This window comes from Bradyrhizobium barranii subsp. apii (assembly GCF_011516635.5).
In the GTDB taxonomy this organism is placed as follows: Bacteria; Pseudomonadota; Alphaproteobacteria; order Rhizobiales; family Xanthobacteraceae; genus Bradyrhizobium; species Bradyrhizobium barranii.
Genome location: NZ_CP096255.1, coordinates 7,894,443 through 7,911,166, shown reverse-complemented (window position 1 = coordinate 7,911,166; position 16,724 = coordinate 7,894,443). Strand labels below are relative to the sequence as shown.

Genomic DNA, 16,724 nt, shown 5'->3' with positions numbered 1-16,724 from the left:
GAAACGGCCGCCTTCACATTCGTCGCGGTCCGATTGACGCGGCCGTTATCCGCCGATCACGGCGCGCACGGTCTCGTCGGGCCCGAAGTCCTCGGCACCATCGACATAAAGCAGCGCAGCGAGCTTCGAGCGCGCGCGATTGACGCGGCTCTTGATCGTGCCGACGGCACAGCCGCAGATCGAAGCTGCGTCCTCATAGGAGAAGCCGGAGGCGCCGACCAGGATCAAGGCCTCGCGCTGGTCCTGCGGAAGCTTCTCGAGCGCGCCGCGGAACTCCTCGAACTCGAGATGCGCGTTCTGCGACGGCTGCGTCTTCAGCGTCTTGGCATAGTTGCCCTCGGCATCCTCCACCTCCCGCCGCCGCTTGCGATAGTCGGAGCGGAACAGATTGCGAAGGATCGTGAACAGCCACGCCGGCAGGTTGGAGCCGGGCTGGAACGAGTCGATGTTGGCGAGCGCACGCAGAAGCGTTTCCTGCACCAGATCGTCGGCGCGGTCGGCATTGCCGCTCAGCGAGATCGCGAACGCGCGCAGACTTGGCACGGCCGCGAGGATGTCGTCACGAAGGGAGTCCGTGAGAGGCATTAATCCCTCCCATTGTTGTCGTTGGAGCCCCTGTCAGGTTCCACTTGGGGTGCGCCTCCGGGCGCATCAAGCTTCTTGATCAGTTCCGCGAACCGGTCCGGAACCCCCTGCCGCACCACGTCGTCGTACATGGCGCGCAGCTGGTGGCCGATCCGGGACTGAATCTCCGGAGTGAGGCCTCCCTTGCCGGGGGTCGTGCTTTTGCTGGCTTGAGACTTGAGATCTTTCATGACCTGTTCCACGTTTCCCCGAGTTAAGTAACTGTAAAATAGAGAAGTTCTCTCAACCGGGAGCCGTTCCCTGAATAGGCACAATTCCAGGTTCGACAAAAAGTTCCCAGATAAGCGGAACTTTTCTTGGCGTGAGGCGTAGACAACCCAGCAGGGGAACCCGGGCCTCCCCGCTTGTTGCGTGGTTCGTCAAGGTCGGCCCGAAGATGAATGGAGTGGGGATGTCCCGTTCGCAGCTTGTTGCTGAACACTTGCCGTTGTTGCGCCGGTACGCGCGCGCCCTGACGGGCAGCCAGGCCTCCGGTGACGCCTATGTCGCAGCCATGTTGGAAGCGATGCTCGGAGATCCGTCCGTGCTCGACGAGAGCCATGGTCCGCGCGCCGGCCTGTTCCGGCTGTTCACCCAGATATGGAATTCGGTCTCTGTCAACGACGATGCCGAGGTGACGACCTTGCCGATGCCGCCGGAGCGGCGGCTGTCGAACATCACGCCGCTGCCGCGGCAGGCGTTCCTGCTGCTCTCACTCGAAGGATTCTCGGAAGAGGAAGTCGGCTACATCCTCGGCACCGACGTCGCCGAGACGCGGCGGCTTGCTGATGCCGCGGGACGCGAGATGGCGGCCGAGATCGCGACCGACGTGCTGATCATCGAGGACGAGACCTTCATCGCCATGGACCTCGAGAGCCTGGTGAAGAATCTCGGTCACAATGTCGTCGGCGTCGCGCGCACCCATGCCGATGCGGTGGCGCTGGCCAAGAACAAGCGGCCGGGCCTGATTCTCGCCGACATCCAGCTCGCCGACGGCTCGTCGGGCCTGGACGCCGTCAACGAGCTGCTCCGGACCTTCGAGGTGCCGGTGGTGTTCATCACCGCCTATCCGGAGCGCTTCCTGACCGGCGAGCGCCCCGAGCCGGCGTTCCTGATCTCAAAGCCGTTCCAGCCCGCGATGGTGTCGGCGGTGGCGAGCCAGGCGCTGTTCTTTCAGCGCAACTCACGCAACCGCGCGCCGAAGGCGCCGGCGGCGTAAGCAAGCTTCCATTGGAACGGAAAATGGCGCGCCGCAAAGCGCGCCATTTTTTCGTTCGCCCACCCCTGCTCAACAACCTCGGCAGATGCTGTTGAGCTTGGCCTTCAACTTGGGTTCGTCCGCCCATGGCTCGACCAAGCGTTGCACTCCGTCGAGAGTCATGAAGATGGTCATCCGCTGGAGGTCGTCCTTGGCCTCGGAAGGCGGCTTCGGAAATGGTTCGCTTCGCTCCACCATTTTGAGAGCTGCCGCATCCAGGGGCGGGGAGCCTGTGCTTTCCACCAAAGCGTGCGAGATCAATTGGCCTGAGCGATTGATCACGAATGTGACGCCGGCATTGCCTATCTGACCCATCGCCTCCGGAGGAAGCACCCTGTGGCGCCAGACATGTTCAGTGGCCGCCTTGCGCCAAGCGGCCATGGCATCGTCATCCGTGAGCACGGGACTCGGCCTTAGCACTAACCCGGAAGGCTGCATCAGGAATTGACGGCGGTCGAAGACAATCGGCACTGTCAACGTGAATGACTCATCCTTGAGCTCCGAAGGCGGCGCCGGAAAGGGTTGGGCACGGGCGACGATCTGCAGCGCGGCAACGTCGAGCGGCCGAGAGCCGGTGCTCACGGCCAGAGCCTGCGAGATCAACCTGCCAGACCGGTCGATGACGAATGTGACCCTGGCTTCGCCGGTTTGCCCTAGTGCTTCAGCCGGAAATTGCCTGTAGCTGGCTATGTGGGCCGACAGCCTCGCCTTCCAGGCCGTCGCGCGTTCGGTTTGCACATCTGTCTGTGCGTGTATGGGGAAAACCGCCAACCATCCGAGAAGCGCGGCCAACAAGGGGAATTTCATCTGCATCGGTGCGGATACTAATCGCGGTCAGGTTGATTGCAAGGCTCGCTACCCGTATCGCGTTCACGCGGCTGTGGGCAATTCGAAGGGCCGGGAAGCCCGCTTGACGGCGGCCAAATTGCCTCGTTCATACGTCGGGTCGATGACATCAGTCGCGACCTCGAGCCGCCAGGGGATTTTTCATCATGGACCAGCAACTCCTCGACCGCCTCGCCATCCGCGACCTCGTCGAGAACTGGGCGGTGTGGCGCGACGCCGGCGACTGGGAGCGTTTCGCCACGGTCTGGCATGACGAGGGCTGGATGTCCGCCACCTGGTTTCAGGGGCCCGCGCGGGATTTCACGCGGGTCAGTCAGGAGGGGTTTGCAAAGGGCGTGCGCATCCTGCATTTCCTCGGCGGCACCAGCATTGATCTCGCAGGCGCGCGCGCCATTGCGCAAACCAAGATGACGATCTCGCAGCGTGCCACGGTGCACGACGTGCTCTGCGACGTCGTCTGCACCGGGCGCTTCTACGATTTCCTGGAGAAGCGGCATGACCAATCAGGTATTGGCCAATGGGGCATCGTCCGCCGCCAGCCGATCTACGAGAAGGACCGGATCGATCCGGTCGATCCTGCCGCAACGCTTCAACTCGACCAAAAAGCGCTCGCCGCACTGCCCGAAGGCTACCGCCACCTCGCCTACATGCAGGAATTGATCGGCTACAAGGTCAAGCGCGACATGCCGGGCCTGATCGGCACCGAGGTCGAGAAGCTCTATGGCGAGGGGCGGGACTGGCTCGCGGGGAAGGGCAAGTGAGGAGCAGGCAGAAGTAAGGTCTTGGCGGCTCGAGATCATCTTCTGGAAATGGCAATGAAACTGGTTTCCGTTCTGGCGTTGGCCGCTTGCGCCGTCATTTCTCCCTCAGCCGTCCATGCGCTTGACTGTGCCAAGGCATCTCTGGAGGCGGAGAAGTTCATCTGTGCTTCTCCGGAGGCGAAGAAGGCCGACGACGCGATGACCGCCGCCTATTTCGCCTTGTTGCGGCGGACGACTGACCCGGACTTTCACCAAGCGCTCATACGCAGTCAGCGACGATGGATCGAGGCACGTTCACGCGGCGTTCCGAGAATCGATGGGGAGGAAGACGAGGAGCCTGACGACCGCAAGGTGCTGTTGAAGATCACCAAGGACCGCCTCAATTTTCTGAAGGGAAACGAGCCGATTTGCACGATGGAGCAACAGCGGAAAATCGCGTCTAAAGAAAGCGGCGGTCCGTTTGCTGGCTATGAAGGTCCCTGCGGATTCATGCCTCCGCGCTACGGTCATTGGGAGTATGTCTGCTGGATTGCCACGCATCGCCAGCATAAGGATCGCATCTGTAGCGTGGGGGAGGAGTGGACGAGTGGTCACACGACCGAGCGACGGCTTGTCAGCGTCGTGACCAATGGCGAACTCAAACCGGTCGCGAGTTGCTACACTGGCTATGCTGGGTCGAAGTGTCCCGACCCGGAAAGCCTAGCCAACGTTGAGGCCGCCGCCCACTGGAACACGAACCCCCAGATATCTTTCGGTGATTTGGGCCCACCGCGAGCTAGTCGCCTCTGGAAATATGACCCTGACGGCCCGGCTGGATATGATGAGCCCTGGATGCAGGATTGCCTGTTTGCTCCGAGCTATCCTCCGCCGGATCTGAGCCGGCCCGATCCGTCTCCAAGCGGCAAAACTCCGTAGGTCCACTCGGGCTCGCGAGCCGACCCTCCCGAGACAAAAGTAAGGCGCGACTGGCATCACCACAGTCGCGCCCTACGTCGCCGGCTTATGGGGCAGGGGGGAATAGCCGGCTGTTGAGACGACTCTCGGGCCTGAGAGTCGTTCCAGGCGGGTGAAAATTTTTTTGTGCGGCCTTTTTATGCGCCCTGCCGTGAATTTCGCACACGGTTAAGTGATCTTAACGGCTGAGAACTGCCGGTCCTCCCATCGCGTTGTTCCCGCGATCGCCATGGGGCGAGGGATTGACAGCCATGTTGCAGATGCAAAAGGTATTTTTGGGTGTTGTCGCGATTGCCGCGACGCTTGGTGCCGTCCAGGTCGGTGCCGTCCAGCTGGCCTCCGGCCATGATCTGGCCGACCGCTGGCAGGCGGTCGCCGACAGGCCCACGCAAGATGCGGGTCACAACGTCAACCGTTCCGGCAAGGCCGACCGGTTCGCCGACGTCAAGCAGGCCCCGGTTCCCACCCGCACCGTGTCGATGCGGCTGAACGATCTGGCCGAGACGTCGGTGCTGCTGCGGGTCCGCGCGGTCATCGAGACCGGCAACGCCAAGCCGCCGGTGCTGCTCCAGAACCGGAAGCAGGGTCCCAAGAGGCCGACGATTGCCTGCGAGCCGATGGTCAGCTCCCTGACTGAGGTCGCAAAGCTGCTCCAGCCCGGCCGCTGTGTGACCTGATTCGTCTTCGCCGCCCTTGGCCGCCACGGACAAATCGCCTTCCCGCCGGGAGGGCGATAGTTCACGTCCACTTGATCCCCTATCCCATCGCGTTATATCCCGGGTTTCTTTCCCCTTTGATTGACCGGGTAAACGCATGACGACGTCAGATACGGCCGCGCATACGCAGCCTTTCCAGGCCGAGGTTTCCGAGCTTTTGCACCTCATGGTGCACTCCGTCTATTCCGAGACCGACATCTTCCTGCGCGAGCTCGTCTCCAACGCATCGGACGCCTGCGACAAACTGCGCTATGAAGCCATCGCCAGCCCGGCGCTGCTGGGCGAGGGCGACGCGCTCAAGATCCGGATCATCCCCAACAAGACGGCCGGAACGCTCACGATCGCCGACAACGGCATCGGCATGGAGCGCCAGGAGCTGATCGACCATCTCGGCACCATTGCCCGCTCCGGCACCAAGGCGTTCGTCTCGAAGCTGAAGGAGGCCAAGGACGGCCTCGGCCTGATCGGCCAGTTCGGGGTCGGCTTCTATTCCGCCTTCATGGTCGCCGAGAAGATCGTCGTCGTCAGCCGGCGTGCCGGCGAGAGCGACGTGTGGAGCTGGACGTCCTCCGGCGGCTCCGGCTTCGAGATCGCGCACGCAAGCGATGAGGAAGTGGCGCGCGTGGCACGCGGCACCGAGATCGTCCTGCACCTGAAGGACGACGCCAAGAAGTATCTCGAGACCTACGAGATCGAGCGCATCGTCAGTGCCTATTCCGACAACATCCTGTTCCCCATCGAGCTGGTGCCGGAAGAGGGTGAGCCGCGCCAGATCAACTCGGCGAGCGCGCTGTGGCAGCGCTCCAAGTCCGAGCTGACGGCCGAGGATTACAAGAAGGCCTATCAGCAGATCGCCTCCGCCTTCGACGATCCCGCGATGACGCTGCACTACCGCGCGGAAGGCCGCTATTCCTACGCCGTGCTGCTGTTCGCGCCGTCGACGAAGCCGTTCGACCTGTTCGAGCCGAACCGCAAGGGCCGGGTGAAGCTTTACGTCCGCCGCGTCTTCATCACCGACGATGCCGATCTGCTGCCCGGCTATCTCCGCTTCATCCGCGGCGTGGTCGACAGCGAAGATCTCCCGCTCAACATCTCGCGCGAGATGCTCCAGAACAATCCGCAGCTCGCGCAGATCCGGAAAGCCGTGGCGACCCGAGTCGTGTCCGAGCTGGAAAGCCTTGCCGACAAGGACCCGGAGAATTTTGCCAGGATCTGGGACGCCTTCGGCGCGGTGCTGAAAGAAGGCATCTACGAGGATTTCGAGCGGCGCGAAAAGCTGCTGTCCTTGTCGCGCTTCACCACCACCTCGGGCGAGAGGCGTTCGCTGAAGGACGTCATCGCCGGTTTCAAGCCGAACCAGACCGAGATCTACTATCTCGTCGGCGACAGCATCGAGCGGCTGAAGTCCAATCCGAGGCTGGAAGCCGCGACCGCGCGTGGCATCGAGGTGCTGCTGCTGTCGGATCCGGTCGACGCCTTCTGGACCTCGATGCCATCGGAGTTCGACGGCAAGCCGCTGAAATCGCTGAGCCAGGGCGATCTCAATCTCGATCTGATCCCGCGCACCGACGAGGCCGACGAGGCGAAGCAGGACGAGCCGGCCGCAGACGAGGCCGCCACCATCGCGGTGATCAAGGCCGCGCTCGGCGAGCGCGTCAGCGACGTCAAGGTCTCGACGCGCCTCACCAGCTCCGCCTCCTGCCTCGTCGCCGACAGCCAGGGCCCGAGCCGCGAGCTCGAGCGCATCCTGTCGCAGCAGAACCGCGGCATGCGCACCAAGCCGATCCTCGAGATCAATCTGCGCCATCCGCTGGTGACGGCGATCACCAGGGCGCAGGCCGGCTCCAGGGCGGTCGACGATCTCAGCCTGCTCCTGTTCGAACAGGCGCAGATCCTGGACGGCGAATTGCCCGAAGACCCCGCCGCGTTTGCGGCAAGGCTGAACCGGCTGGTCCTGCAGGGGCTGGGCGGGTAGCGCGCGCAGCGCACCCCGCTCACCTTGCCGTCATCCGCCGGAGGAACAGTCGCCTCCGGCGTGGTGTTATGCCATAGGAGGACGTCGGCACGAGATTCGACGCCGCCATCGATTCGAGGACGTCTCCATGCGCCTGCCTCTCCTGACCCTCACCGCGATTGCCGCGCTGTTCGTGTCGGCAGATGCCGACGCCCAGACCTATGACCCGCGCTATCCGGTGTGCATGCACGTCTATACTTCGGGCGGCCGGGGCGGTGGCGGCGACTATTACGACTGCTCCTTCACCTCGATCCCGCAGTGCCGGGCCACGGCGTCGGGCCGCGCGGCGAGCTGCGATGTCAATCCCTACTATGCTTTCGACGAACCGCCGCCGCCCCCGCGGCGGCGTCATAAGAAGTCGCACTAGCGATTGCGATTTCGGGGACATTTTTCATGCTTCGCTCATTCGGCCTGATCACGTTCGTCGGTGCATTGCTCATGGCCGCGCCGTCGCATGCGCAGACCTTCGATCCCAGCTATCCCGTCTGCATGCACGTCTATTCCGGAGCGAACGGCGGCGGCGGGGAGTGGTACGATTGCTCCTTCATCTCGCTGCCGCAGTGCCGCGCCACGGCGTCGGGCCGCGCCGCGACCTGTGATCTCAATCCGTATTATCCGGTCAACGTTGCGCCGCCGCGCCCACGCTACAGGCGAAGCGGCTAGCGCCCACCACCCGTTCAGCTGCGAATCCGGCGGAGCATGCAGAACTAGGTGCCGTGAGGCGCCTAGTTGGCAGCGGCGACGATCGCGTCGGTCAATTGCCACGTCATCTTGTCCGTGGTCCAGTCGCTGGCGTGCAGCCTGTCATCATCGCCCGGGTCGACCATGCGGTCGAACGAAATCCTCGCGACATCGTACCAGCCCTTCATCAGCCCGAAGCGACGAAAGACGTTGACGCCCTTCACATCCGCGATCTCGCTGATCGCCTCGACCATGGCCTCCGTCTTTTTGCGCTTGGCCGGTGTCAGCAGCGCCGGCACATATTGAAGGTCCATCAGGATCACGTCGATCCGCTCGGCGTCGAGCAGCCGGTCGACACCTTCGCGGATGGCCTTCGTGGTGTCCGCGAACGAGGGGCCGCCGGCTTGCCACACCGAATTGGTGCCGACCTGCCAGATGACGAGATCGGGATTCAGATCGAAGACGTCATGGTCGAACCGCTTGAGCTCAGCACGGGCCTCTTCGCCGCCGACACCCCGGTTGATCACTTCGACCGCGACATTTGGAAATCGTATCCGAAGATCCGCCAGCAGCCGCTGCGGATACGGAGCGATGCCTCCTTCGCCCGCCGTGGTCGACGAGCCGATCGCAACTACCCTGGCCTGCCCACCCTTCACGCGGCGGGCGAAATTCGTCAGGGGCTGCGCGAACGGCGCGGCCTTGACGGGAAACTCTGACGGATCGAGAGCCACGAGTCGTCTCCCTTTCGTAGTCCGGACAACGCAGGGTAGGAAGTTTAGCCCGTTTACCAGGGGTCGCCTAGCCTCGGCGAGGCCGGATCGTTACGCCTTCCTGATCCCCGACAACTCGACCACCTTGCGCCAGCGCTCGGTCTTCGTTGTCTGCATGCCGCCGAACTCGCCCGCGTCGGATGGCCAGAGTTAATCACGTACTAACCTGGCTTTACCTTGTCTCTTAACACCTGGGCAGGGCGTTCGAGCTAAGCTTGAGGAAACAGCAGATACGTTCCGAGAGAATGGACGGCATGAGCACCAGCGTCATCGAGCAACCGAAAGTCGCGCGCGCACCTTCGGCTTCAAAGATCTGGCTGAAGGCGATCGAGCTCACCGCGCGCATCGAGACGCTGCCGGGCCGGCTGTTCGCCGACGTCGTCGACGATTGGGCGCAGCGCCAGCCCGCTCGCACCGCGCTGGTCGCAGATGAGACAACGATCGACTACGCAGGCCTCTCGAAGCGCATCAACCGCTATGCGCGCTGGGCGCGCTCGGCCGGCGTGGCCAAGGGTGATGCAGTCGCGCTGATCATGCCGAACGGCATCGACTATGTTGCCGCGTGGCTCGGCATCAGCCGGGTCGGCGGCGTGGTCGCGCTGATCAACACCAAGCTCGTCGGCCAGTCGCTCGCGCATTGCGTCGATGTAGCCAGGCCGTCGCACGTCATCGTCGCGCACGAGCTCATGGAAGCCTTGGACGGCGCGTCGCCGCACCTGAAGACAGACGCAAAAGTCTGGACCCATGGCGATGTCCGCAGCGAGCGCGCGATCGACGTCGCGCTTGCCGCGCTCGAAGACGGGCCGCTCTCGCCGGACGAGCATGGCGACGTGACGATCAACGACCGTGCCCTGCTGATCTACACCTCAGGGACCACCGGCCTGCCGAAGGCGGCGAGCATCAGCCACCGACGCATCCTCAACTGGGGCTTCTGGTTCGCCGGCCTCACCGGCGCCACGCCGCAGGACCGGCTCTATGATTGCCTGCCGCTGTTCCACTCGGTCGGCGGCATCGTCGCGCCGTGCAGCATGCTCGCCGCCGGCGGCTCCGTGGTGATCGCGGAAAAATTCTCGGCCTCGAACTTCTGGCCCGACATCGTGCGGCACGATTGCACGCTGTTCCAGTACATCGGCGAGCTCTGCCGCTATCTTCTGAAGGCGGCGCCGTCCGAATACGAGAACCGTCACCGCCTGCGGCTCGTCTGCGGCAACGGCCTGCGCGGCGACATCTGGGAGGATTTCCAGAACCGCTTCGCCATTCCGCGCATCCTCGAATTCTATGCAGCGACGGAAGGCAATTTCTCGCTGTTCAACCTCGAGGGCCAGCCGGGTGCGATCGGCCGCGTTCCGCCATTGCTCGCGCATCGCTTTCCGGCGGGGCTCGTCAAGCTCGATCCTGATAGTGGTGCACCCTTGCGCAACGAAGAGGGCTTTTGCGTTGCCTGCGCCAGGGGCGAGGCTGGCGAAGCCATCGGCCGCATCGGCACCGCGGATGAAGGCGGCGGCCGTTTCGAGGGCTATACCGACGCGGGCGAAACCGAGAAGAAAATCCTGCGCGATGTCTTTGCCAAGGGCGATGCCTGGTTCCGCACCGGCGATCTGATGCGGCTCGACGACAAGGGTTTCTTCCATTTCGTCGACCGCATCGGCGACACCTTTCGTTGGAAGGGTGAGAACGTCGCGACATCGGAAGTCAACGACGCCGTGCGCGATTTCACCGGCGTGATCGATGCCACCACCTATGGCGTCAGCATCCCCGGCACCGACGGCCGCGCCGGCATGAGCGCCATCGTCGTCAACGAGGGGTTTAATATCGAAGCGCTGCCTGCGCATCTGGCGCAGCGCTTGCCGGTTTACGCCCGCCCCGTCTTCATTCGCATCGCCCGCGAGCTCGATGCGACCGAGACGTTCAAGCAGAAGAAAGGCGAGCTGGCCCGGGAGGGCTTTGATCCGGGGCTGATGGGCGAGCCGCTGTTCATGCTCGACCCGAAATCCGGCGCCTATGTTGCCTTGGACGCGGACGTGCACGCAGGGATCATCGATGGCGCGATCAGGCTCTAGCCGCACGAAAACCCGCCAGATAGGTCCAATTTTATCTGAATTGTCCAAGAAGCCATTTACTTCTGTCCGGTAAACAACACGGGCCTTGGGGAGGCGGCCATCAAGAGCCGCTGCAACACGAACCATCAATAACAAGAGTGAGCCAGCCATGTCGGTAAGGTCTAAGTGTCTGTTCCAAAACATGTTGAGTCGAATGAATCGGTTGTGATTCAAGGTGAGCGGCCTGATTCGATGGGGACGCGCCGCCAATGTGGACTACCGAGAACCGTGCACGCTACGACCGCAGCCGCCTGCGCTATCCGAGCGACTTGACCGACGAGGAGTGGGCGCTGATCGCGCCTCGCATCCCGCCGGCCAAGCGCGGCGGCAACAAGCGTACGGTGGACCTGCGCGAGATTGCCAACGGGCTGATGTACATCCTGAGCACAGGTTGCCAGTGGCGCGCGATCCCCAAGGACCTGCCGCCGCGCTCGACGCTGTATGGCTACTTCGATCTGTGGAGCTGGAACGGCACGCTCGATAAAATTCATCACGCCCTCTATGTCGAATGTCGCGAAAGGGCCGAGCGCGAGGCTTCTCCCACCGCCGCCATCATCGATAGCCAGAGCGTGAAAAGCGCTGAAAAAGGGGGCCTCATGATCTCCATGGCTACGACGCGGGCAAGAAGATCAAGGGCAAGAAGCGGCACATTCTCGTCGACACGCAAGGCCTCTTGATGCACGCCATCGTGCATGCGGCGGACATCCAGGATCGCGACGGCGGCGTGCTCCTGATGGCAACGTTGTTCGGCCTCTATCCCTTTCTTCTGAAGCTCTACGCCGACGGCGGATATCAAGGGCCACATTTCCAGAAGGGGCTGCGTAGCGCTCTGAAGCGCGTGAACCTCGAAATCGTCAAACGCTCCGATCAGGCTCACCGTTTCGTCGTCTTGCCCAAACGCTGGATCGTCGAGCGTACCTTTGCCTGGCTCGGGCGATGCCGAAGACTGTCCAAAGATTGGGAATGCTTCAATCACAGGGCGCTCGCCTTTCTCAAGCTGGCCTCCATCCGACTCATGCTGCGAAAGCTATGCAATCCAAGGTAATCTTTCCGGACAGACTCTAAGGTCATCGAAGCGATCCAGCAGATCGCCAAGGAGCAGCACGTTACGCTTCCTGCACTCTCGGACGATCTGTCCCTGCACGAGACGGGTTTCGATTCCCTCGCCTTCGCAATTTTGGTGGCGCGCCTCGAGGACGAGACCGGCGTCGATCCCTTCACTATTTCCGAGGACGTAGCGTTCCCCGCCACCGTGGGCGATTTCGTGCGGGCCTACGAAAATGTCCCCGCGTGAGATCTTCGCGCTTCGCGACTATCTGAGCCCGGAGCTCAAGGGCCGTACGATCTCGGACGCCCATCATGTGGTGTCGCTGACGGATGTGCTGCCGCATACGGTTCTGGGCGGGCGCCTGCGCGAGCTGGCGGGCCGCTCTGTCCTGCTGAAGCTGTCGGACCAGCTCAAATCCGGCCTCGCCATGATTGAGCTCGATGGTGTCGCGCGGCGCATTCTGCTGTGCCCGCCCGATCTCAATCCGGCGCATCTCGATGCGCTGATCGCGGACGCCGAGATCGATGCCGTCGTTACGGACGAGCCTGCGCAATGGGCTGCAAAGGCGGTCGCGCTCGTCGTCACCGCGCAATTGCCGCTTCTGGCCGCCACGCCGGCCAGGACCGAACGCGCCACGGAATGGCTGATGCTGACGTCCGGCACGTCGGGCGTACCGAAAATCGCCGGCCATACGCTGGAAGCATTGACGGGCGCCATCGTCGCTGAAGGCCCTGCGCGCGGACCAGCGCCGGTCTGGGCGACATTCTACGACATTCGCCGCTATGGCGGCCTGCAGATCTTCCTGCGCGCGGTTCTCTCCGGCGGCTCGATGGTGCTGTCCGATCCGCATGAAGCGCTCGGCGACCACGTCGCGCGGCTGAATGCGCGCGGCGTCACCCATATCTCCGGCACGCCATCGCACTGGCGCAAGCTCTTGATGAGTGGCTCGGCTGCACAGTTCGCGCCGGGATACGTCCGTCTGTCCGGCGAGATCGCCGACCAGGCGGTGCTGGATGGCCTGAAGGCCGCGTTCCCCAATTCCTCCGTCGGTCACGCCTATGCCTCGACCGAGGCGGGCGTCGGCTTTGCCGTCAATGACGGGCTGGAGGGCTTTCCGGCCGATTATCTCGGTAACCGCAACGGCGTCGAGATGAAGGTCGTCGACGGCTCGCTGCGCATCCGCTCGACGCGCACGGCGCATGCTTACATCGGCCGCAATGCGGCCGCGTTGACCGATGACGACGGGTTCGTCGACAGCGGCGACATCGTCGAGTTGCGCGGCGACCGCTATTATTTCATCGGCCGCCGCGGCGGCATCATCAATATCGGCGGGCTGAAGGTTCATCCCGAGGAGATCGAGGCGGTCATCAACCGCCATGCCGACGTGCGGATGTCGCGGGCGAAATCGCGCCGCAGCCCGATCACCGGCGGCATCGTCGTCGCCGACGTGATCCTCGCCGACGGCACGGATCAGGCGCGGGTGAAGGAGATCCGCGACCAGATCCTGGATCAGTGCCGTGCGCAGCTTGCGTCCCACAAGGTGCCGGCGGTGATCCGCTTCGTCGATGCGCTCGACGTCACCCCGGCCGGAAAACTGGCGCGCACCGATGCATAATGTCCTCGTCACCGGCGGCAGCCGCGGCATCGGCCTTGCGATCGGAAGGCGGCTGGCTGATGCCGGCTATAACGTGATTGCGGCGGCACGGCGCGAGAGCGACGAGCTCAGGGCGGCGATCGGCCTCTCCGAAGGGCGCCTGCATTTCCGCGCCTGCGACCTCGCCGTGATCGACGCGATCCCGGCGTTCGCGAAGCTTATTCGCGACGAGTTCGGCCCGATCTACGGCCTCGTCAACAATGCCGGCCTCGGCACCGAAGGCCTACTCGCCACCATGCACAATTCCGAGATCGAGGCGCTGGTGCAGCTCAACGTGCTGTCGCAGATCATCCTCTCCAAATATGTCGCGCGCCAGATGATGGCCGACGGCGCCGGCCGCATCATCAATATGTCCTCGATCATCGCGACCACGGGCTACAACGGCCTCTCCGTCTACGGCGCGACCAAGGCCGCCGCCACCGGCTTCACCCGCTCGCTCGCGCGCGAGGTCGGCAAGCTCGGCATCACCGTGAACGCGATCGCGCCTGGTTTCATCGACACCGAGCTGACCCACAATCTCTCCGACGAAGGACGCAAGCGCATCGCCGGCCGCAGCGCGCTACGTCGCCTGCCGGAGACCGACGATGTCGCGCGCATGGTGGAATATCTGCTCGGCGAGGGCGGCCGCAACGTCACCGGCACCGTATTCACGATCGATGCGGGGAACACGGCGTAAGCGGAACTCCGCCGCGACAATTGAGTTGATCCGACGCAATGACATCGAGCCGGATTTGGTCGTAAGATGCCCCGCAATCGATTGGCTTACGTCAATCGATCTGCCCTAATCGAGAGGGAGCAGTCGATGGCCACTTCAAACATGACCGCTTCAAATCAAGCCCGGATCGAGGAGCCTCGCGCGAAGCCGGACGATGTCCATTGCCCCCCGATGACGCATCAGAATTCCGGCGGACACGGTCATGAAATGTATCCGCAGCAATTCGTGCGCCTGGTCGGCTGCCACGATCTCTCTCTCGACGCCCTGCGCAAGCGCGAGGACGAAAAGCTGCACTAGGCGTTCACTTCGGCAGGTCAATCCGCTCGCGTGAAAATTCCGGCGGCCCTTCGGTCAGGCGGCGTATGCGGCGTTCGCGTTCGTCCGTTGGCAATGCGGGGTCGAGCAGCCGCTCGATCTCGTGCACGGCCAGCGCCTCGATCCTGGTGGCGTCGGATGCGACCGGCTGGGCCGACGAGAATTCCGGGGGCGCGACCTTCAGGCCCAGTTCGACCAGCTTGCAGATCGCAGCCGAACGCGACAAGTGATGAGCTTCAGCCCAGGCGTCGACGGCCGCGGTCAGTGCTTCCGGCATCTTCACCGCGCTGAGCGGATCGAGCCCCGTGCGCCGGCGCACCGGAGCGGTCGAGTCCTTGTTGCCGAAGTCGGGCACTTCGATCATCCCATGTAATATCTGGAGATGCCCCTACCATAGCCGCTCTTCCGGCCGGCTCTTTGACGCCGATCAATGACGGACTGCGGCATTTGCAGCGTGGCGCGATCTTGTTGTCCGGGTGCATTTCGGCCAATGATCGGGAATCGAAAGAGGGGACGTCGGGCGGCGAACCCGGATCGATCCCGCCTCGTATCTTCCTCGGACGCACTCCCAACCATCCGGCATCACCCGATGACATCAGGCGAATCCTTCTACGGCAGCATTCCTGTCTTTCGCGGCTTCACCAGCCTGATGGACCCCGCGCTCTATGCGCCGCTGCCGGATGATTGGAACATCGGCGTCGCCGATATCGTCGATTCCACCAAGGCGATTGCGGCGCAGCGCTATAAGGCGGTCAACATGGCCGGTGCGGCCGTGATCGCGGCGGTGACGAACGCATTGGAGGGGCGCGAATTCCCCTTCGTGTTCGGCGGCGACGGCGCGAGCTTTGCGGTCGCGCCTTCCGATGTCGAACGCGCCCGCGAGGCGCTGGCCGCGACCGCGACCTGGGTGCGGGAAGATCTCGATCTGAAGATGCGCGTCGCGCTGGTGCCGGTGAGTGCGATCCGCGCGCAAGGGCTCGACGTGCGCGTCGCACGCTTCGGTCCGTCGGCCAATTTGTCCTATGCGATGTTTTCCGGCGGCGGGCTCGCCTGGGCCGACGCCGCCATGAAGCGCGGCGAATTCGCGGTCGCCGAGGCGCCCGCCGGCACGCAGCCCGATCTTTCCGGCCTGTCCTGCCGCTTCGAGGTGATGCCGGCCGCGCGCGGCCTGATCCTGTCGGTGCTGGTGATGCCGGCGCGCGGTGGCGATCCGCAAGCCTTCCGCAAGGTGATCGAGGACATCATCCATCTCGTCGAGCGCAGCCCTGATGGCGGCCGCCCGGTGCCGCCGCAGGGACCGCCGCTGAAATGGCCGCCGCAGGGGCTGGAATTCGAAGCCCGCACCAAACGCGGAGGTCCGCTGGTCGCACGCCGCGCCCGCGTGCTGGCCTACACGCTGTTCGTCTATCTGATTATGCGCTTCGACCTCAACGTCGGCGGCTTCGTGCCAAACGTCTACAAGCGCCAGGTGGTCGAGAACTCGGACTTCCGCAAATATGACGACGGCCTGCGCATGATCCTCGACTGCACCCCGCAGCTTGAGCGCGCGTTGAGCGACCGTCTCGTGGCTGCGGCGCGCGACGGCATCGTGCGCTACGGCCTCTACCCACAGGACGCCGCGATGATGACCTGTTTCACGCCGTCGGCGCTGCGCAGCGACCACGTCCACTTCATCGACGGCGCGCGCGGCGGCTACGCGTCGGCGGCGACGGCGTTGAAGGCGATGATGGCGGGCGCGAGCTAGCGTCCGGCGCGCGTCCAGGTCTCGCCGCCGCAGAGCGCGCCGACGCAACCTTCGACCCGCAGCGAATCCGCACCAGTCACGGAGACGTTGCTCGCATAGGTGCTGCCGTCATCGGCATTGTAGATCTGGCCCGACCACTTGTTCGGCCCTGAGGGCTCCATGCCGCTGAACAGCGGCAGCCCGATCATCGCGCGTTTGGCGAGCGCTGGATTGGGATTCTTGCTGTCGGTCGCAGGCTGGCCGGTCGCGGTGTCTTAGGGCTCGCGCAGCCAGACGATATGGCCGCAGATGCCGCCGCCGCATTTGCTGATCTTGACGCGCGCATCGCCGGCCTGCGTCAGCCAGGTCCCATCGGCGCTCTGCGCGTGGGCGGCGGTCGCACCAAACAGTGCAGTCAGGATGATGGAAAGGATGGCGAATCTGCCGAACATGGAAAGTGCCCCCGAAAATGGAGGCGCCTCCATAGCAGTCCGGCAGGATAGTGCAACGCTGGACGGAATCACATTCCCGCGCTTATTTGCCTGC

General features: G+C 63.7%; 18 protein-coding genes and 2 pseudogenes. 14 read left to right on the top strand and 6 right to left on the bottom strand.

From position 1 onward, the window contains the following. Positions 1 to 45 precede the first annotated feature (45 nt). Complete coding sequence (locus HAP41_RS37955) at positions 46 to 585, bottom strand: sigma-70 family RNA polymerase sigma factor (RefSeq protein ID WP_166082491.1); 540 nt, start codon at positions 583 to 585, stop codon at positions 46 to 48. Then, positions 585 to 815: a NepR family anti-sigma factor gene (locus tag HAP41_RS37950; RefSeq protein WP_063986724.1), complete on the bottom strand. Its 231-nt coding sequence runs from the start codon at positions 813 to 815 to the stop codon at positions 585 to 587. Before HAP41_RS37950 ends, HAP41_RS37955 begins: the two co-directional genes overlap by 1 nt. A gap of 221 nt (positions 816 to 1,036) precedes the next feature. Between HAP41_RS37950 and HAP41_RS37945 the strand changes: the two genes are divergently transcribed. Next, positions 1,037 to 1,843: a response regulator gene (locus HAP41_RS37945; RefSeq protein WP_014491706.1), complete on the top strand. Its 807-nt coding sequence runs from the start codon at positions 1,037 to 1,039 to the stop codon at positions 1,841 to 1,843. A 69-nt stretch (positions 1,844 to 1,912) separates the two neighbouring features. Here the strand turns inward: HAP41_RS37945 and HAP41_RS37940 are convergent, their stop codons facing one another. Next, positions 1,913 to 2,695, bottom strand: a complete 783-nt coding sequence (locus HAP41_RS37940) for an energy transducer TonB family protein (protein WP_071909373.1) — start codon at positions 2,693 to 2,695, stop codon at positions 1,913 to 1,915. A 179-nt stretch (positions 2,696 to 2,874) separates the two neighbouring features. On the opposite strand from HAP41_RS37940, the gene HAP41_RS37935 reads away from it, so the two are divergent. From HAP41_RS37935 to HAP41_RS37910, 6 genes are all read left to right on the top strand, one after another. After that, positions 2,875 to 3,489 (top strand): nuclear transport factor 2 family protein, encoded by a 615-nt coding sequence (locus tag HAP41_RS37935; RefSeq protein ID WP_166082544.1) that lies wholly within the window; start codon positions 2,875 to 2,877, stop codon positions 3,487 to 3,489. 54 nt (positions 3,490 to 3,543) lie between these two features. Beyond that, the gene (locus tag HAP41_RS37930) at positions 3,544 to 4,404 is read left to right on the top strand and encodes a lysozyme inhibitor LprI family protein (RefSeq protein ID WP_166082566.1); all 861 of its coding nucleotides are present in this window, start codon (positions 3,544 to 3,546) and stop codon (positions 4,402 to 4,404) included. 290 nt (positions 4,405 to 4,694) lie between these two features. Beyond that, entirely contained in the window at positions 4,695 to 5,120 is a 426-nt protein-coding gene (locus HAP41_RS37925; protein WP_071909388.1) for a hypothetical protein, read from the top strand. Between the two features lie 136 nt (positions 5,121 to 5,256). Then, positions 5,257 to 7,134, top strand: coding sequence for a molecular chaperone HtpG (gene htpG, locus HAP41_RS37920; protein ID WP_166082596.1), 1,878 nt, complete (start codon positions 5,257 to 5,259; stop codon positions 7,132 to 7,134). A gap of 127 nt (positions 7,135 to 7,261) precedes the next feature. Then, entirely contained in the window at positions 7,262 to 7,540 is a 279-nt protein-coding gene (locus HAP41_RS37915) for a DUF3551 domain-containing protein (RefSeq protein ID WP_166082625.1), read from the top strand. A 26-nt stretch (positions 7,541 to 7,566) separates the two neighbouring features. Continuing rightward, complete coding sequence (locus HAP41_RS37910; protein ID WP_166082635.1) at positions 7,567 to 7,836, top strand: DUF3551 domain-containing protein; 270 nt, start codon at positions 7,567 to 7,569, stop codon at positions 7,834 to 7,836. Between the two features lie 62 nt (positions 7,837 to 7,898). On the opposite strand, the gene HAP41_RS37905 is transcribed toward HAP41_RS37910, so the two are convergent. Next, entirely contained in the window at positions 7,899 to 8,585 is a 687-nt protein-coding gene (locus HAP41_RS37905; RefSeq protein ID WP_166082645.1) for an SGNH/GDSL hydrolase family protein, read from the bottom strand. 284 nt (positions 8,586 to 8,869) lie between these two features. Between HAP41_RS37905 and HAP41_RS37900 the strand changes: the two genes are divergently transcribed. From HAP41_RS37900 to HAP41_RS37875, 6 genes and pseudogenes are all read left to right on the top strand, one after another. After that, positions 8,870 to 10,684: a long-chain-acyl-CoA synthetase gene (locus tag HAP41_RS37900; protein ID WP_166082659.1), complete on the top strand. Its 1,815-nt coding sequence runs from the start codon at positions 8,870 to 8,872 to the stop codon at positions 10,682 to 10,684. A gap of 248 nt (positions 10,685 to 10,932) precedes the next feature. After that, a pseudogene (locus HAP41_RS37895) lies at positions 10,933 to 11,768 on the top strand (IS5 family transposase). A gap of 33 nt (positions 11,769 to 11,801) precedes the next feature. Continuing rightward, entirely contained in the window at positions 11,802 to 12,017 is a 216-nt protein-coding gene (locus HAP41_RS37890; RefSeq protein ID WP_166105552.1) for an acyl carrier protein, read from the top strand. After that, positions 12,004 to 13,386, top strand: a complete 1,383-nt coding sequence (locus HAP41_RS37885; RefSeq protein ID WP_166082675.1) for a class I adenylate-forming enzyme family protein — start codon at positions 12,004 to 12,006, stop codon at positions 13,384 to 13,386. The genes HAP41_RS37890 and HAP41_RS37885 overlap by 14 nt, the downstream gene beginning before the upstream one ends. Next, the gene (locus HAP41_RS37880; protein ID WP_166082704.1) at positions 13,379 to 14,101 is read left to right on the top strand and encodes an SDR family NAD(P)-dependent oxidoreductase; all 723 of its coding nucleotides are present in this window, start codon (positions 13,379 to 13,381) and stop codon (positions 14,099 to 14,101) included. The genes HAP41_RS37885 and HAP41_RS37880 overlap by 8 nt, the downstream gene beginning before the upstream one ends. Before the next feature lie 126 nt (positions 14,102 to 14,227). Continuing rightward, a complete protein-coding gene (locus HAP41_RS37875) occupies positions 14,228 to 14,437 on the top strand; it encodes a hypothetical protein (RefSeq protein ID WP_155794867.1) in 210 nt (69 codons plus the stop codon). Between the two features lie 4 nt (positions 14,438 to 14,441). Here HAP41_RS37875 and HAP41_RS37870 read toward each other — a convergent pair whose 3' ends face one another. After that, a complete protein-coding gene (locus HAP41_RS37870; RefSeq protein WP_166082712.1) occupies positions 14,442 to 14,819 on the bottom strand; it encodes a hypothetical protein in 378 nt (125 codons plus the stop codon). A 225-nt stretch (positions 14,820 to 15,044) separates the two neighbouring features. On the opposite strand from HAP41_RS37870, the gene HAP41_RS37865 reads away from it, so the two are divergent. Then, positions 15,045 to 16,199, top strand: a complete 1,155-nt coding sequence (locus HAP41_RS37865) for a DUF3095 domain-containing protein (protein WP_166082715.1) — start codon at positions 15,045 to 15,047, stop codon at positions 16,197 to 16,199. Here HAP41_RS37865 and HAP41_RS37860 read toward each other — a convergent pair. Beyond that, a pseudogene (locus tag HAP41_RS37860) lies at positions 16,196 to 16,630 on the bottom strand (DUF2147 domain-containing protein). The gene HAP41_RS37865 and the pseudogene HAP41_RS37860 sit on opposite strands and share 4 nt — an antisense overlap. Between the last annotated feature and the right edge of the window lie 94 nt (positions 16,631 to 16,724).

Coding starts and splice junctions, on each gene's coding strand:
- HAP41_RS37930 (WP_166082566.1), top strand. CDS start 3,544: ATGAAACTGGTTTCCGTTCTGGCGTTGGCCGCTTGCGCCGTCATTTCT.
- HAP41_RS37955 (WP_166082491.1), bottom strand. CDS start 585: ATGCCTCTCACGGACTCCCTTCGTGACGACATCCTCGCGGCCGTGCCA.
- HAP41_RS37880 (WP_166082704.1), top strand. CDS start 13,379: ATGCATAATGTCCTCGTCACCGGCGGCAGCCGCGGCATCGGCCTTGCG.
- HAP41_RS37865 (WP_166082715.1), top strand. CDS start 15,045: ATGACATCAGGCGAATCCTTCTACGGCAGCATTCCTGTCTTTCGCGGC.
- HAP41_RS37910 (WP_166082635.1), top strand. CDS start 7,567: ATGCTTCGCTCATTCGGCCTGATCACGTTCGTCGGTGCATTGCTCATG.
- HAP41_RS37900 (WP_166082659.1), top strand. CDS start 8,870: ATGGACGGCATGAGCACCAGCGTCATCGAGCAACCGAAAGTCGCGCGC.
- HAP41_RS37875 (WP_155794867.1), top strand. CDS start 14,228: ATGGCCACTTCAAACATGACCGCTTCAAATCAAGCCCGGATCGAGGAG.
- HAP41_RS37925 (WP_071909388.1), top strand. CDS start 4,695: ATGTTGCAGATGCAAAAGGTATTTTTGGGTGTTGTCGCGATTGCCGCG.
- HAP41_RS37885 (WP_166082675.1), top strand. CDS start 12,004: ATGTCCCCGCGTGAGATCTTCGCGCTTCGCGACTATCTGAGCCCGGAG.
- htpG (WP_166082596.1), top strand. CDS start 5,257: ATGACGACGTCAGATACGGCCGCGCATACGCAGCCTTTCCAGGCCGAG.
- HAP41_RS37940 (WP_071909373.1), bottom strand. CDS start 2,695: ATGCAGATGAAATTCCCCTTGTTGGCCGCGCTTCTCGGATGGTTGGCG.
- HAP41_RS37935 (WP_166082544.1), top strand. CDS start 2,875: ATGGACCAGCAACTCCTCGACCGCCTCGCCATCCGCGACCTCGTCGAG.
- HAP41_RS37870 (WP_166082712.1), bottom strand. CDS start 14,819: ATGATCGAAGTGCCCGACTTCGGCAACAAGGACTCGACCGCTCCGGTG.
- HAP41_RS37915 (WP_166082625.1), top strand. CDS start 7,262: ATGCGCCTGCCTCTCCTGACCCTCACCGCGATTGCCGCGCTGTTCGTG.
- HAP41_RS37950 (WP_063986724.1), bottom strand. CDS start 815: ATGAAAGATCTCAAGTCTCAAGCCAGCAAAAGCACGACCCCCGGCAAG.
- HAP41_RS37945 (WP_014491706.1), top strand. CDS start 1,037: ATGTCCCGTTCGCAGCTTGTTGCTGAACACTTGCCGTTGTTGCGCCGG.